Consider the following 15,036-nt stretch of genomic DNA (forward strand, 5'->3'; position numbering starts at 1 on the left):
ATACGATAAAATCAGGTAAGAGGTACTCTAATAAAGGCAGAAAACTTTCCAAAACAGATAGGGTTGATTAAAACACAAACCTAAAAAAATCCAACGCTCTCCACAACTTTTGGTTTTGATCCCAGAAAACTTTCCAAAACAGATAGGGTTGATTAAAACACAAACCTAAAAAAATCCAACGCTCTCCACAAATTTTGGGTTTGCTCCGATACTTGCAGGATATCATTTTTTTCATTCTATGATTTACCTCCAACAAAAAACCCCTCAAATCGCGAAATTTGAGGGGTTTTTGTGATTTAAGTGGACGCGTAGGGATTCGAACCCCAAACCTCCTGATCCGTAGTCAGGTGCTCTATCCAATTGAGCTACGCATCCGATTCTTTATATTTCCCGTTGTTTTGGGACTGCAAAGGTAGCTGTTTAAATTTCAATTCCAAACGAAAAATGTGTAAAAGTTTCAAATAATTTACTTCTATGCTGAAAATCAATCGGTTTCGGATTGAAAAAATTTACACTTTTATCACTGCTTTGCTACAATTTCAATTTTAGGCCATCGTATCCCAGTCGCACCGTGGGCGGAAGCTCCTTTTCTACGTCGCCGTGTTTGCCCATTTTATGACTGACGTGCGTAAAATAGGTCATTTTGGGTTGCAGCCTTTCCACCATGCCCAATGCCTGCTCCAGTGAATAGTGAGAAATATGTTGATCTCGCTGAAGGGCTCCCAGCACCAGCACGTCCAATCCTTTCAATTTGTGTTGTTCAGACTCGGCAATATGATTTACGTCGGTCACGTACGCGAAGTTATTTACCCGAAAGCCAAAAACGGGGAGTTTGTGGTGGAGCACGTCAATAGGAATAAAAGTGACGCCTTTGACCTCAAAAGGGGTATTGCTAATTTCGTGAAGTTGTAGGCGGGGAATGCCTGGGTAACGGTGCTCGGCAAAAACGTACTCAAATTCGCGGTGAATTTGCTCCAAGACTTCCGCCCGTCCATAAACGGGCATATCGCGCTGCTGAAGGAAATTAAACGCACGGACGTCGTCCAGCCCTGCGGTGTGGTCTTTGTGCTGATGCGTGAAGATTACGGCATCCAATTGACTGATTCCTTCCCGCAACATCTGTTGACGAAAATCCGGGCCCGTATCAACCACAAAGTGATGGCCGTTTACTGCCAAGTGTATCGAAACCCGCAGCCGTTTGTCGCGGTAGTCCAACGAGCGACATACATCGCAGCTACAGCCAATCAACGGTACGCCCGAAGAAGTTCCGGTACCTAGGAGTGTGACAATCATTTTTAAGAAGTGAGGAGCGAGAAGTCAGGAGCGAGTGATGATTTTTTTCATTCTCGCTTCTCACTTCTCGCTTCTGCTATTACTCTTCCGTTAATTCATTTACAATCTCCACGAGGCGGTCAAAGTTGAGTGGTTTTACCAACACATCGTTGAAGCCTGCGGCCTTAAATTCTTCTTCCGAGTAGTTTTTGGCATTGCCCGTGATGGCCACAACCGGCAAGTTTGATTTTTTCTTATCGCCGAGCGCTCGGATGGCTTTTACGCACTCCATGCCATCCATGATGGGCATGTTGATATCGAGCAAAACGATGTCAAAATCTTCTTTGTCTACAATTTGCATTACTTGCTCACCGTTTTTGACGGCTGTAATTTCATAATTTTGAAATTCCAAAATCTTACGGGCTAAGTTTTGGATTACGGAACTATCCTCAGCGATGAGAACGCGCTTTTGCGACATAATGTATTAAGTTTTGGTGGTTTACTGTTTTCCCTGCAAAAGAACAAAGAAAAGCGACACTAAGAAACAGAAAAATTAGAAACAGAAAAACTGAAAAATTCAAAAGGGAGCTTTTTTTTTATTATCCGACGAATTTGGCTCTTTTTCACAAAAAATCCCACGTTTTAGGCGTGGGATTTTTTGATGATAAAAACGGCAATTGCTAGTTGAAAATGTAGCGAATCCCGAACTGACCTTGCCATACATTGTTTACGTTGATGCTCTTCACAAAAGCATCACGCAATAAGATAGTTTCGCCATTTACAGATTGCGTAGCCATACGATAGGTTGGAACCCCCGCTGCGCTGATAGACGCCATTGTCAATGGGTTGGTGGTAGTAGTAGTTTCAGCTACACCCCAGGCATTGTTAATGAGGTTACCTACGTTTAGCACGTCAAAACGCAGGCGGATGATGTTTTTCTTTCCTTTTGCACCCACCGACACATAAAAATCTTGCTCAACGGTAAAGTCAAAACGAGTCAGCCAAGGTACAGTGGCACCGTTACGTTCTGCATATTGACCGCGACGTGATTTCAAATAAGGGTCGTTTTCGATGTAAGCATCAAACGCCGCCGCCTGTTGGTCGGGCGTGAAGGTCTTTCCACCCGCAGTCAAAGTAGCGAAAGTCAAATCGCTTCCTTTGTTAGGTACAAAGATAAGGTCGTTGTTTTGACCGTCGCCGTTGATGTCACTTCCTGAAGTATACGAGATTTTGAATCCGCTGTTGGAAACCATACCCAACGTAAACATGGTAGAACCACCCAATTTACCGCCGTAATTCAAACGGTAGTTGAGGTATCCTACAAAACGGTGACGCAAGTCGTTGTCAGACCATGATGGAGTCAAGAAGTTTTGACCCGCAACCGTGGGGATGTTGGCCAATACCGTACTCGCTACTGATTGAATATCTTTCGCTAACGAGTAAGTATATCCTAACATACCGCTCAAGCCTTTGGTAGCTGTTTTTTCCAATTTAGCCGTGAAAGAGTACGAATAACCTTCTTTCGTGTTGGTCAGGATAAACGCGTTGGTGTTTGCGGAGTTGATAAAACGAGCAGGGTTGACAGCGGCTCCTGACAATCCTGAACCAGGGAAACGACCGCGCGTATCTGGACCGCTCAAAGTTCGGTTGGGACCGTTTAAGTTACCATCAATGTAGCGAAGTGCCTGAATATTTTTGTTGTAGATACCTTCCAAGGTTCCAATTAATCCCCAAGGCAATTTTTGGTCAATTGCCAAGTTAGACTTCCAAATGACTGGGTTTTTCAAACCGTCTACCGAGGCGTTGATTACGTACGCAGGCAGTTTTGTGATGTCAGTTGTAGCAGGCTTGTAGCGAGTAGGATCCAACGTAAACGGATAAGCAGTGGTGTTGGTAAAGTTCAATACTGCGGTGTTTACCCCGTTGTTACCCAATTGGTTTGAGACCAATACTTGCGGAATACGTGACACGAAAATACCCGTTCCACCTCTGATTTGAGTCGTTCTGTCACCTTTCACATCCAAGTTAAAGCCGATACGTGGCGACACCAAAAGTTTGTTACTTGGAAAAGTACCTGTGCTTACTTTCAAGTCTTTACCGTTTTCATCTTTGTACGTCAAACCTGCAACGACTGGGTTGTTGAAGTCCTTGGCTAAATCATCATTGTAATCAAACAGGTCAAAACGAACACCACCAGTAACTTTGAATTTGTCATTTACCTGAAACTCGTCCTGTACATAAGCTGTGTAGGTCGATTGCTTCAAGGTCTGCAAAGGCTCAGCTCCGTTTGGCAACAAAGAGTAGCGGTAGTTAAAACGTGCAACTTGTACAGGAGAAGTAGTCAAGTTTGGATCAGCTTTATAGGCCAACGCGGCAGTTTTAAAGTCCGCAATAGAATTAAACACCCATACCCCGTTTGAAGAAGGGAAGAATACGTTATTTGACGTAAAGTGCTCATAGGCTAAACCTAGCGTCAAGGTATGTTTCCCTGCAAAGTAGCTCAAGTTATTGGTAAAATTCAACGTTGAGTAGTTCAGCTTGTTGTTGGGTGTAAAAGGGTCAAAACCCGTAGAAGTGTAGGTACTTCCGTCTTTCAAAATATCAATCGTTGGGAAGATTTCGTTCTTGTACTGACGATCTTCATTTTGCTTGTTATAGGTAGCGATGAAGTTATTGGCAAATTTACCGCCAAAGTTAGAGTTCAATTCAGCAACCAAAGAACGAGTATTATCAGCAATCAGATAACCTGTGTTTTCGGGCGAAAGCGCCAACGAAGAGTTGGTACGGTTACCGTTTCCTGCGGTGTTGCTACTGTTACTGTTGCTGATGATGGCCCCCGACTGCGAATTGTGGTGCGAGTAGCGCAACGTCAACTTGTGGTTGTTGTTAATGTTGTAATCAAGACGAACCAATCCTTTGGTACTTTTAACTTCATTGTTAAAGTTGTCGATAGCCCCTGATTCATAATTGAAGTTGGTCTTCATGAAATTGGCGAGATCGGTCAAGTCATCATAAGTAACGCGAGATACGTTACCCGCCGCACCCGCACGAGCCGCCACCCAAGTGGTAGCTGGTGTAGAGCTGGTAAAGGTTTCGAAGTTGGCGAAAATGAACAGCTTATCTTTAATGATTGGCGCACCCACGCGGAAACCAAACGTTTTCTCGTTGATGTTCACCGTTGGCAAATCTCTTCCGTCCGCTTTTTTGCCGACTAAGTTGCTGCCTCTTGTAAGATAGTAGGCCGAACCCGTTACTTCGTTTGTTCCTGAGCGAGTAACGGCGTTGATACCAGCACCCGCAAAACCTGACTGACGTACGTCAAAAGGTGCAATGTTGATTTGTACCTGCTCAATCGCATCCAATGATACGGCAGTAGTTCCAGTACGTCCACCTGCCTGAGCCGAAGAACCCAATCCAAAACCATTGTTAAACACTGCACCGTCGATGGTAAAGTTGTTAAGACGGCTATCCTGACCCGCAAATGAGCGACCGTTGCTGTACGCATTGTATTTAGTAATATCATCAATGGTACGACCGATGGTAGGCAAGCTGTTTACGGCGTTGAGGCCCAATGTAGTAGCCGCACCCGTACGTCCTGAAGAGAAAATATCCGAACGACCGCTGGTTACCACAATTTCCTGAATCTCTTTACCATCTTCAACCAACGAGAAGTTTGCATCGGCAGAGGCACCTAAGTTTGCAACAATGTCTTCTTTAGATTGTTCTTTAAAGCCAACAAAAGTAACCGTAACTTTGTAGGGTCCACCTACCCGCACTGAGGGTAATACATACCGTCCTTTTTCGTTGGTAACGGTTCCGTATTTTGTTCCAGAAGGTAAGTGAGTAGCTACGATGGTAGCGCCCGGAAGCTCTGCTCCTTTATCATCTTTTACAATACCCCGAATTGAAGAAGCGGTAACTTGAGCTTGTGCCGCTGGGAAAACCATAAAAAGAGAAGCAACGACTGCGAAAAGTGCAATTATTACCCTCTTCCTTTGTAAATGTTTAACATTCATAAATTTGGGAATTTTGGTTAGAATTGTGTTTGGTAAAATCAGTTGGTTGATGTCAAAAATCGCTGCAAAGAAACAAGAAAATTATGGGACAAACAAAAGCACTTTGGAAAGAAAATAGTACGTTAGCGGACCTAAATGCCTGATTTATTGGAATAATACATTTTTTTATCGTTTTTTTTCCAAATCCATTGGTTAAATAATTGTTAACAACATTTTTGTCCTTATTTTGACCTTAAAATGGCTTTTTTGTCACAAAAAAGCAAAACATAAAGCCAAGTGTAAACCAATAAAACATATTTGTTAACACCTTGAAATCGTACAAATTGCCCTAATTCAATAAATGACGTCATAAATTAACATATACAGTGAATCCAAAACTTTATCTGGTCCCTACGCCCATCGGCAACTTAGAAGATATAACTCTGCGCGCCATCAATATGTTGAAAAGTGTAGATGTTATTTTGGCCGAAGACACCCGCACGTCGGGGCATTTGCTCAAACATTTGGGTATCAGCAAACCTTTGCAGAGCTATCATATCCATAACGAGCACCAAACAGTGCAGCGAATTATTCAACGCATTCTGAAAGGTGAAAACATGGCGCTGATTTCGGATGCGGGTACGCCGGCGGTATCTGATCCCGGTTTTTTACTGGTACGTGAATGCCTCAAAAACGGCATCGACATCGAATGTCTGCCAGGGCCTACGGCTTTTGTACCCGCCTTGGTCAATTCGGGGCTGCCCACCGACCGCTTTACTTTTGAAGGTTTTTTGCCTCACAAAAAAGGCCGCCAAACGCGCCTTACTGAACTAAAAGAAGAAGAGCGCACGATGATTTTTTACGAATCGCCACACCGCCTGCTCAAATCGCTCCAACAGTTTGTGGAGTACTTCGGAGCCGACCGGCAAGCCTCCGTTTCGCGAGAATTAACAAAACTTTATGAAGAAACCATCCGTGGAACTTTAACAGAAATTATTGCTTATTTTGCCGAAAAAACAATCAAAGGTGAAATCGTTATCGTCGTTGCAGGGAAACCATAAAACCGTAGGGGCAGGCCCGCAGCTGCGCCCGCTTACGTCTGCCTATTTTACCCGTACATCTGCCCATTATCGTATGTTTAACAACTGCATTATCTCTGTTCTTGGGCACATTGTTGTCCGAGCACTCTCCTGTCTGATTATATTTTTCTTAACGCTCTGTGCGGTACACTCTCCGCTCTTTGCCCAATCCCTGAGCCGGGATGCCAAAGTAAGCCTTATCACGGTCTCGCCGGGAGAAGAATTATACAGCAGCTTTGGCCACAATGCGCTTTGGGTTTCTGACCCCATGCAGGGCATCGACAAAGTCTATAATTATGGCACTTTTGATTTTAGAACCGAAGGGTTTTATATCAAGTTTATGCGCGGCACCCTTCCGTATCAGTTGTCGGTCTCGCCGATGTATTACACGATGTACGGCGCGCAGGCCGAAAATCGTAGCGTAACGGAGCAGGTATTGAATCTTTCGCAAAACCAAAAACAGAAACTGTACGATTACTTGGAGAACAATTACTTGCCCCAAAATCGACAGTACGCTTATAAGTTCTTTTACGACAACTGTGCAACGCGGCTGCGGGATGCAATGCAGGCCGCGTGCGGGGATAGTTTACAATATTATAATCAACCTATTCGCGGAACTTTTGAAGCTAAAAGTTACCGAAATTGGATGAATAGCTATCTGGGCAATAAACCTTGGGCCCGTTTTGGAATGAATTTGGGCATTGGGTTACCTTCTGACCACGTAGCTACCCCTCAAGAAGAAATGTACTTGCCCGACAACCTAAGAGACCACGCTGACAGGGCAAAAATTGGCGGACAAAAGCTGGTTCTGCAAAAAAACAAACTTTTTGAGCCCCCCCAACCCGATCCTGTTTTCCCCCCTTTTTATGAGCTATTGTTAAGTCCGCAGTTTATTTTCATTTTACTGATGGGCGTATTTAGCGGTCTTACTACTTATCAAAAAAGACGCAAAAAGATTTCGTTCCTTTATGATAAAATCATCTTCACGGTGATTGGATTGGCGGGGTGGCTTTTACTCTTACTCTGGATTGCCACCGACCACGGCGTCACGAACTGGAATCCACATTTACTCTGGGCATTTCCCCTACATTTTCCTTTGATATTGTTTTTGGGGAATCCAAAACACAGCAGTTGGGTAAAAAAATATGTGCTGCTGTGTCTTATTTTACTTGTCATTTTTGGTGTAGGAGTGATTGTGAGTAGCTTAGTCTTAGGTACGATTATCGGTCAACCCATTGAAGCGGCCTTTATCATTATCGGTCTCTTTTATCGCCTCAACTTTCTCCGCCAACGCGTTTAAGCCATTCTAATTTATCAATTCCAAATACCATGAATCTCGAAAATATCACCCACCAAACCATAGAAATTGTCCGTGAAGCGGGAGCATTTATCAAACACGAAGCCGCCAAGTTTGACCGCTCGTTGACCGAGTACAAAGCCGCCAACAACCTGGTGTCGTACGTAGACAAAGAAACTGAAAAGCTCTTGGTGACGGGCCTACGCCAAATCTTGCCCGAAGCAGGTTTTATCACCGAAGAAGGCACCGCTGGCGAAGAATCCAATCCCGACGAGCTGTATTGGATCATTGACCCCCTCGACGGCACGGCCAATTTTATCCATAGCTTGCCCGTGTATTGCGTCAGTGTGGGATTGGTAAAGAATAAAATTCCTATTGCTGGCGTCATTTATCATTTGGGAACCGAGGAGCTATTCTACGGTTGGCAAGGCGGCGGCGCGTGGACGGTCAACTTACGGTATATGCTTGGCGGATTACCGTTGGACAGCGCTTTTCTTCAGGGTGCAACCCGCCTAAAAGTTTCGTCAGCCACTACCCTCGGCGACAGTTTATTGGCTACGGGATTCCCGTATTATAAGTTTGAAAAACAGGACCGATACCTCAAAGTGCTAGAAACGCTCATGCAAAGCTGCCACGGATTGCGGCGTATGGGTGCGGCGGCCATTGACTTGGCCTACGTAGCGTCGGGCCGTTTTGAGGCCTTTTATGAGTACAATCTCAACTCTTGGGACATGGCCGCTGGTGCGCTTCTCATATTGGAAGCAGGCGGTCAAATCACCGATTTTTCGGGTGGTCAGGATTGGCTCTTTGGCGGCGATGTCATTGCGGGTTGTGCGGCTCAAGCCGAGCTTTTAGAAGTAATTAAAAAACATTGGGCCTAACAAGGTCAGACTTTCCAAGTGTTCGGTACACTTGGAAAGCATCAATCTCTCCAAATTTTCCGAGCAATTTTAAAATAACCGTAAGAAATACCGCATTTTACAGAGCAGAGACAACTATCAATTGTTTCCATAAAAGTCACTCTCATTATTTCTTCAGACTTATCGAAAATAAAAGAGGTGGCTCGTTGCCGAGCCACCTCTTCGTAGGTATATAACATGGCACTAAAATCAGGCCAATTAGAAACGGTCGAGGTTCATCACCTTGTTCCACGCTGCCACAAAGTCCTTTACGAACTTCTCTTGCGCATCTCCGCATCCGTACACTTCCGCCAAGGCACGAAGCTCCGAATTTGAACCGAAAATTAGGTCAACCCGGGTGCCCGTCCACTTGAGTTCGCCAGTTGAGCGATCACGGCCTTCAAACACGTCTTGGTGTGGCGAAGCCGCTTTCCATGTCGTACGCAAATCAAGTAGATTGACGAAGAAATCGTTGGTAAGTGTCTCTGGGCGCTTGGTAAACACTCCATGTTTAGAGAAACCGTAGTTGGTATTCAAAACACGCATACCCCCCACAAGCACGGTCATTTCGGGTGCGGTCAGGGTCAACAATTGTGCTTTGTCAATCAACATTTCTTCGGCTGAAACCGTGTATTTGGTCTTAGCGTAGTTGCGGAAACCGTCGGCTTCTGGCTCAAGAACGGCGAATGATTCCACATCGGTTTGCTCTTGAGAGGCATCAGTACGTCCAGGTGTGAACGGAACGGTCACGTCATAACCAGCCTTCTTAGCTGCCTGCTCAACACCCGCACATCCACCCAACACGATCAAGTCAGCAAGAGATACCTGCTTACCACCCGACTGCGCGCTGTTGAATTCCTGCTGAATACCCTTAAGTTTATCAAGTACATTCGTCAAAAGGCCTGGGTGATTCACGTCCCAATCCTTCTGTGGGGCAAGGGCAATACGGGCACCGTTTGCGCCACCACGTTTGTCGGAGCCACGGAAAGTAGAAGCCGACGCCCAAGCAGTTGATACCAATTGAGACACCGACAGGCCCGAAGCAATGATGCTTGCCTTCAACGCAGTGATGTCCTGCTCGTCAATCAGTTCGTGCGTAACGGCAGGAACGGGGTCTTGCCAAATCAGCTCTTCTGAGGGTACTTCTGGGCCGAGATAACGAGCGATAGGGCCCATATCGCGGTGAGTCAATTTAAACCATGCGCGGGCAAATGCGTCGGCAAACTGATCGGGGTTCTCATGGAAACGTCTTGAAATCGGTTCGTAAATAGGATCTACTCGCAAAGCGATGTCGGTCGTAAACATCATAGGCGCATGACGCTGCGCGGGGTCGTGGGCATCAGGCACGCTACCGAGGCCCGCCCCATTTTTGGGTGTCCACTGCTGCGCTCCGGCTGGGCTTTTGGTAAGTTCCCATTCAAATCCAAACAAGTTGTCGAAATAGTTGTTGTCCCATTGCGTTGGATTGGTGGTCCATGCGCCTTCCAAACCGCTGGTGATGGTGTAGACACCATTGCCGCTGCCGAAAGAGTTTTTCCAACCAAGGCTTTGCTCCTCAATGCCTGCTCCTGCGGGCTCGCGACCCACGTATTTGCCTGGGTCGGCCGCACCGTGGGCTTTACCGAAGGTGTGTCCACCCGCAATCAGCGCCACCGTTTCTTCGTCATTCATTGCCATGCGGCCAAACGTTTCGCGAATATCACGGGCCGCCGCCAGCGCATCAGGGGTGCCGTTAGGCCCCTCTGGATTTACGTAGATGAGCCCCATCTGAACAGCCGCAAGCGGATTTTCCAGTTCGCGGTCGCCTGTATAGCGTTTATCGCCCAACCATTCGGCTTCCGAACCCCAATAAATATCTTCTTCTGGTTCCCAAATATCCTCACGACCGCCTCCAAAACCAAAGGTCTTGAAGCCCATCGACTCAAGTGCACAGTTGCCAGTGAGAATCATTAAATCAGCCCACGAAATCTTTCTGCCGTATTTTTGTTTGATTGGCCACAGCAACAAGCGCGCCTTATCAAGGTTTCCATTATCAGGCCAACTGTTTAGAGGGGCAAAGCGAAGGGTACCTGAACCTGCGCCGCCTCGTCCGTCAGCAATACGGTAGGTACCAGCACTGTGCCACGCCATCCGAATAAAAAATGGACCATAGTGACCGTAGTCGGCGGGCCACCAGTCCTGAGAGGTTGTCATGAGCTCAAAGATATCTTTCTTCACCGCAGCTAGGTCAAGGCTCTTGAACTCTTCAGCGTAGTTAAACGACTCACCCATTGGATTGGAAAGGGCAGAGTTTTGACGGAGGATGTTCAATTTTAGTTGATTTGGCCACCAGTCACGGTTGCTAGTACCACCGCCAGCGCTTGGCTTTTTCTTGGCAGTTCCATTGTGAAACGGACACTTGGCTTCCCCGTTAACATCGTAAGCTGATGTGCCTGAAGCTGTATTATTTTCCATTTTTCTTAATTAATAAAATGTTTAGTAAGTTAATTTGTAGTGATTTTTGGTTGCTTATCAGGTTGTGTATGCAGGGAGAGAATTTACAGAATAATGACACATTTGTGCCGACATCTACACTTAATTCTACATTTAACTTTTGGCTGAGCGCAATCTTTCATTTTTAGTAATTTGTTGTCAAAATTACACTAGAATATTAAATAAGTCAAATTGATTATTTTTATGACTATATAGTTTTTATCTATAATGTTACTCTCTCAAAGAAGAGCATTGCCCATTATTTTCATTATACCACTGCTTGTCAAGCACTTACTCTCTTGTTTTAATCCGTTTAAAAACAAAACTAACCATGTAACTATACGTACGCCCAAAATCACTTCCCACGAGAGCGGACGAAAGCGGGACATTTAAAATTAGAAAGTAGACAAAACCATGTTTTCCATTTCTCTGACTTTTGTTAAGGCAATAAAAGCTGTATTTTTAGGATGTATAATAGACCGCAAAAAATCTATCTATACGAGCGATTATTGTTTTACCTAAACCTAAATTTAACAAAATGGAAAATGTAAAATCACCAAACAAGCACGCCTATAAGTTGCTTTTTTATGGCGTTCTTTTATTCTTTTTTGGTTTAGCGGCTGGTTTGTTCGTTCCGCTGATGGCCAACCCCCGAATGGGGCTAAGCACTCACCTTGAAGGCGTGATGAACGGCATTTTTTTGATTGTATTGGGGCTGATTTGGAACCGGGTGGCCCTACCTGACAAATGGCTCAAGATCACTTTTGGACTCGCGCTGTACGGCACTTTTTCCAATTTTGCCGCGGTATTGTTTGCCGCCATTACTGGGGCTGGAAGGATGATGCCAATCGCCCTAGGCAAAGAAGGAACACCCATCCAAGAAGTCATTATTTCATTTTTGCTGGTGTCGGTTTCGTTGGCCATGCTAGGGGTGTGCGCCATTGTATTGGTGGGGCTTAACAAACATATCAATGCGCAACTGAGTCACTAGTATAATGAGCCAATATAGCAATCATCAAGAAGATACCTCAAAATAGAAAAACGTACCTTAACAATTCCCCTAAAAGATAGAAATGATTTGAAAGTTGTCGATGGGTCAAAGACGTATTTGGTTTTTGGCCCATTGGCGGCCTCCGCTGTGGAACCAACCTTCAAAAAAGTTGTTAATTTAAGTACCTTAATTTCTCACAAAAAACAAAACATGAAAAACTCTATCTTAATCGTCGGCGGTACCGGTAATCTCGGCGGAAAAATTATTAATGCATTGCTCGAAAGAGGCGCGGATGTCCGTATGGTGGTTCGGGCGGGCAGCGACGCTGCAAAATGGGCAACTTTTGAACAACGCGGCGTACAGGTTATTCCAGTAGATATGTCGAGCGTCGAAGAACTCACTAAGGCCTGTGCGGGCGTATCCTGCGTGGTTTCGGCCCTGCAAGGCCTCCACGATGTGATTGTTGACACTCAAGCCCGATTGCTCGAAGCAGCTGTAGCGGCTGGTGTACCCCGTTTTATCCCTTCCGACTACGCCACCGACTTTACCAAAATCCCCGTTGGGGCCAACCGCAATTTTGATTTAAGACGCGAATTCCATACCCATCTTGACAAGGCTCCGATTGCTGCAACGACGATTTTCAACGGTTGTTTTGCGGAGTTGTTGGCCTACAACATTCCTCCTCTTGATGCCAACAACAAAACCATTGGCTACTGGGGCGACGACATTGACTGGCACGTAGACTACTCTACCATGGACGACACAGCGGCTTACACCGCCGCCGCCGCCCTAGACGCCTCCACTCCTCGTTACCTCAGAATCGCTAGTTTCCAAATAAGCCCTAAAGAATTGGTAACGCTGGCGAGTGAACTCACAAAATCGACGTTTAGCCTTGCCCCGATGGGTAGCCTCGACGGGCTGGCCGCTTACATCAAGAGCGAACGCGAAGCCCATCCTGAAGGAGAAAATGCACTTTATCCCGACTGGCAAAATGCCCAATACATGCACGGAATGTTTAGCGTTCACCACGATGCCCTCGACAATGACCGCTACCCAGATGTGACCTTTACGAGTGCGGCGCAATTCCTGGGTGCCATTCTTCACTAACCACACAAATCACCTTGTGAAATGCTGGATTTAGGGCATTTCACAAGGTGATGCCTTTCAAAACGCCAAATGGTATGAGAATTTGTGCAGTTCAGACCAAACCCGTCAAAGGCGACATCCCAAGAAATATTGAGATTCACAAAAAGTTAATCGCATTGGCGGTGGCCAACAGTGCCGACATCATTATCTTTCCAGAGCTTTCTTTAACGGGTTACGAACCTGAGCTGGCCAATGCCTTGGCCGCACCTATCGACACACCACAACTGGATGATTTTCAAAGCATCAGCGACGCAGCACATTGCACAATTGGCCTAGGAATGCCCGTCAAAAACGATTTGGGCATCAGCATCAGCATGATTTTGTTTCGGCCCCATACCCCCCGCGGGGCATACTCCAAAAAGTATTTACACCCCGACGAAGAGCCTTTTTTTATCAGTGGACAAAGTAGCGTTGGTCTGATTGGTGCTCAATCCAATATTGCGCTTGCCATCTGTTATGAACTATCAATTCCTGAACATTCGGAAACAGCCACAAAAAACGGTGCTGAAATCTACCTAGCAAGCGTGGCTAAATCGGCGGCAGGAGTTGAAAAGGCCGCACAGACGTTGTCTGACATCGCCAGAAACCACTCTATGGCAGTGCTCATGTCCAACTGCATAGGGTATTGCGATAATTTTGAAAGCGGTGGAAAAACCTCCGTTTGGGCCGAAAATGGCGCATTAGTAGGACAACTCGACGATAAAAGTGAGGGAATTTTGCTATATGATACCCAAACCAAAGAAGCCATTGCGCATTATCTATAATGAGGGTTCTCAATAGTAAAAAGATACGCACAATTTGATTTTTTGACGATAAAACATCAAACTAAAAAAACCAATGACCAAGACAATTTTAATTATCGGGATGGGGCAAGGGCTTAGCTTAGGCATTGCCGAAAAATTCGGTAAAGAGGGCTATAAAGTAGGAATGGTGAGTCGAAGCCCAGAAAAACTGGCAGGTTTCAAAAATCATTTGCAAAGTTTGGGCATCACCTCTGCTTTTTCGGCCGCCGATGTAGCCGACACCGATCAATTGAAAAAGGCCATCACGGATTTAAAATCTCAGTTGGGCAGTATTTCTATTCTGCAATACAACGCCGTAGACTACCGAATAAAGCCCCTGATGGAAGAAACCGTAGAGGATTTGACCAACGGATTTAAAATCAGCGTAGCCAATGCCTTAGCCGCTACCCAATTTTTGTTGGCCGATTTGAAGGAAAACAAAGGCGCTGTACTGCTCACGGGCGGCGGGTTGTCTATTCATCCAAGCCCCGCAGTCGCTTCTATTTCTTTGGGAAAAGCGGGCATTAGAAACCTTGCCCTACAATTGCACCAAGCCTTAAAATCCGACAATGTTTTCGTGGGTACAGTGACCGTAAGCGGCGCAATCAGCCCCAACAGCCCAACCCATTCGCCCGAGATTCTGGCCCAGAAGTTTTGGGACTTAAACACCGATAGAAGCAAAGTAGAAATTATACATTGATTCAGAAAGCTTCATTGACAAAAAGCAACGCTCCCGTATTCTATACAGAGTTAGGGAGCGTTGCTTTTTAATATACCCATCATACAAATTACATATTAGAAGTATCCTCTTTATGCTTGTTTGACACAAAACCTCAGGGGAGATTGCCAATTATTTTAAACATTTCTAACAACAATATTGGAATATATCAAATAAATATTGAATGGACCATAACGCACTATTTGTCATAAATAAACCTCTATAAACGACCGTTTGATAATTATATTTGACAACTTTAACATATTGGTATAATATTGCAGCTTTAACTCACAACTTTGATTTTAAATCATTTCCAGAGTATATTATATTTTAGGTAGGTCCGCTGAATACAGACCAGTATCTTGAAAATAATCCTAAAGCATCA

11 protein-coding genes and 1 tRNA gene are annotated in these 15,036 nt (G+C 45.2%); 7 read left to right on the forward strand and 5 right to left on the reverse strand.

The genetic code is table 11. The features are described 5' to 3' along the window. Positions 1-301 precede the first annotated feature (301 nt). The 4 genes from NCI00_RS00005 to NCI00_RS00020 form a co-directional block, all read right to left on the reverse strand. Positions 302-375: transfer RNA gene (locus NCI00_RS00005), tRNA-Arg, on the reverse strand. A 156-nt stretch (positions 376-531) separates the two neighbouring features. Continuing rightward, positions 532-1,293, reverse strand: coding sequence for an MBL fold metallo-hydrolase (locus tag NCI00_RS00010; protein WP_253523672.1), 762 nt, complete (start codon positions 1,291-1,293; stop codon positions 532-534). A 79-nt stretch (positions 1,294-1,372) separates the two neighbouring features. Beyond that, positions 1,373-1,750, reverse strand: a complete 378-nt coding sequence (locus NCI00_RS00015; RefSeq protein ID WP_013931087.1) for a response regulator — start codon at positions 1,748-1,750, stop codon at positions 1,373-1,375. 202 nt (positions 1,751-1,952) lie between these two features. Beyond that, complete coding sequence (locus tag NCI00_RS00020) at positions 1,953-5,288, reverse strand: TonB-dependent receptor (protein ID WP_253523675.1); 3,336 nt, start codon at positions 5,286-5,288, stop codon at positions 1,953-1,955. Positions 5,289-5,653: 365 nt separating this feature from the next. Between NCI00_RS00020 and rsmI the strand changes: the two genes are divergently transcribed. From rsmI to NCI00_RS00035, 3 genes are read left to right on the forward strand one after another with little or no spacing between them, the layout of a single operon-like run. Then, positions 5,654-6,328 (forward strand): 16S rRNA (cytidine(1402)-2'-O)-methyltransferase, encoded by a 675-nt coding sequence (rsmI, locus tag NCI00_RS00025; RefSeq protein ID WP_253523677.1) that lies wholly within the window; start codon positions 5,654-5,656, stop codon positions 6,326-6,328. After that, on the forward strand, positions 6,294-7,646 hold the full coding sequence (locus NCI00_RS00030) for an Lnb N-terminal periplasmic domain-containing protein (protein WP_253523679.1): 1,353 nt from the start codon (positions 6,294-6,296) through the stop codon (positions 7,644-7,646). The genes rsmI and NCI00_RS00030 overlap by 35 nt, the downstream gene beginning before the upstream one ends. Before the next feature lie 29 nt (positions 7,647-7,675). After that, entirely contained in the window at positions 7,676-8,524 is an 849-nt protein-coding gene (locus NCI00_RS00035) for an inositol monophosphatase family protein (protein ID WP_253523681.1), read from the forward strand. A gap of 237 nt (positions 8,525-8,761) precedes the next feature. Here the strand turns inward: NCI00_RS00035 and katG are convergent, their stop codons facing one another. Next, positions 8,762-10,996 carry a catalase/peroxidase HPI gene (gene katG, locus NCI00_RS00040; RefSeq protein WP_253523683.1) on the reverse strand — a complete coding sequence of 745 codons (2,235 nt, stop codon included), beginning with the start codon at positions 10,994-10,996 and terminating at the stop codon, positions 8,762-8,764. 556 nt (positions 10,997-11,552) lie between these two features. On the opposite strand from katG, the gene NCI00_RS00045 reads away from it, so the two are divergent. The 4 genes from NCI00_RS00045 to NCI00_RS00060 all read left to right on the forward strand — a co-directional run bounded on the left by NCI00_RS00045 (position 11,553) and on the right by NCI00_RS00060 (position 14,633). Further along, on the forward strand, positions 11,553-12,005 hold the full coding sequence (locus NCI00_RS00045; protein ID WP_253523685.1) for a styrene oxide isomerase: 453 nt from the start codon (positions 11,553-11,555) through the stop codon (positions 12,003-12,005). 210 nt (positions 12,006-12,215) lie between these two features. Continuing rightward, a complete protein-coding gene (locus NCI00_RS00050) occupies positions 12,216-13,112 on the forward strand; it encodes an NmrA family NAD(P)-binding protein (RefSeq protein WP_253523687.1) in 897 nt (298 codons plus the stop codon). A 74-nt stretch (positions 13,113-13,186) separates the two neighbouring features. Then, positions 13,187-13,915, forward strand: coding sequence for a carbon-nitrogen hydrolase family protein (locus NCI00_RS00055; protein WP_253523690.1), 729 nt, complete (start codon positions 13,187-13,189; stop codon positions 13,913-13,915). 73 nt (positions 13,916-13,988) lie between these two features. Continuing rightward, the gene (locus NCI00_RS00060) at positions 13,989-14,633 is read left to right on the forward strand and encodes an SDR family NAD(P)-dependent oxidoreductase (RefSeq protein ID WP_253523693.1); all 645 of its coding nucleotides are present in this window, start codon (positions 13,989-13,991) and stop codon (positions 14,631-14,633) included. Positions 14,634-15,036 lie beyond the last annotated feature (403 nt).

This window comes from Runella salmonicolor (assembly GCF_024158025.1).
Taxonomy (GTDB): Bacteria; Bacteroidota; Bacteroidia; order Cytophagales; family Spirosomataceae; genus Runella; species Runella salmonicolor.

What these genes read in the sequence shown, in the direction of transcription:
- NCI00_RS00010 (WP_253523672.1), bottom strand. Translation starts at nt 1,293, where the DNA reads ATGATTGTCACACTCCTAGGTACCGGAACTTCTTCGGGCGTACCGTTG.
- NCI00_RS00015 (WP_013931087.1), bottom strand. Translation starts at nt 1,750, where the DNA reads ATGTCGCAAAAGCGCGTTCTCATCGCTGAGGATAGTTCCGTAATCCAA.
- NCI00_RS00020 (WP_253523675.1), bottom strand. Translation starts at nt 5,288, where the DNA reads ATGAATGTTAAACATTTACAAAGGAAGAGGGTAATAATTGCACTTTTC.
- NCI00_RS00035 (WP_253523681.1), top strand. Translation starts at nt 7,676, where the DNA reads ATGAATCTCGAAAATATCACCCACCAAACCATAGAAATTGTCCGTGAA.
- katG (WP_253523683.1), bottom strand. Translation starts at nt 10,996, where the DNA reads ATGGAAAATAATACAGCTTCAGGCACATCAGCTTACGATGTTAACGGG.
- NCI00_RS00045 (WP_253523685.1), top strand. Translation starts at nt 11,553, where the DNA reads ATGGAAAATGTAAAATCACCAAACAAGCACGCCTATAAGTTGCTTTTT.
- NCI00_RS00050 (WP_253523687.1), top strand. Translation starts at nt 12,216, where the DNA reads ATGAAAAACTCTATCTTAATCGTCGGCGGTACCGGTAATCTCGGCGGA.
- NCI00_RS00055 (WP_253523690.1), top strand. Translation starts at nt 13,187, where the DNA reads ATGAGAATTTGTGCAGTTCAGACCAAACCCGTCAAAGGCGACATCCCA.
- NCI00_RS00060 (WP_253523693.1), top strand. Translation starts at nt 13,989, where the DNA reads ATGACCAAGACAATTTTAATTATCGGGATGGGGCAAGGGCTTAGCTTA.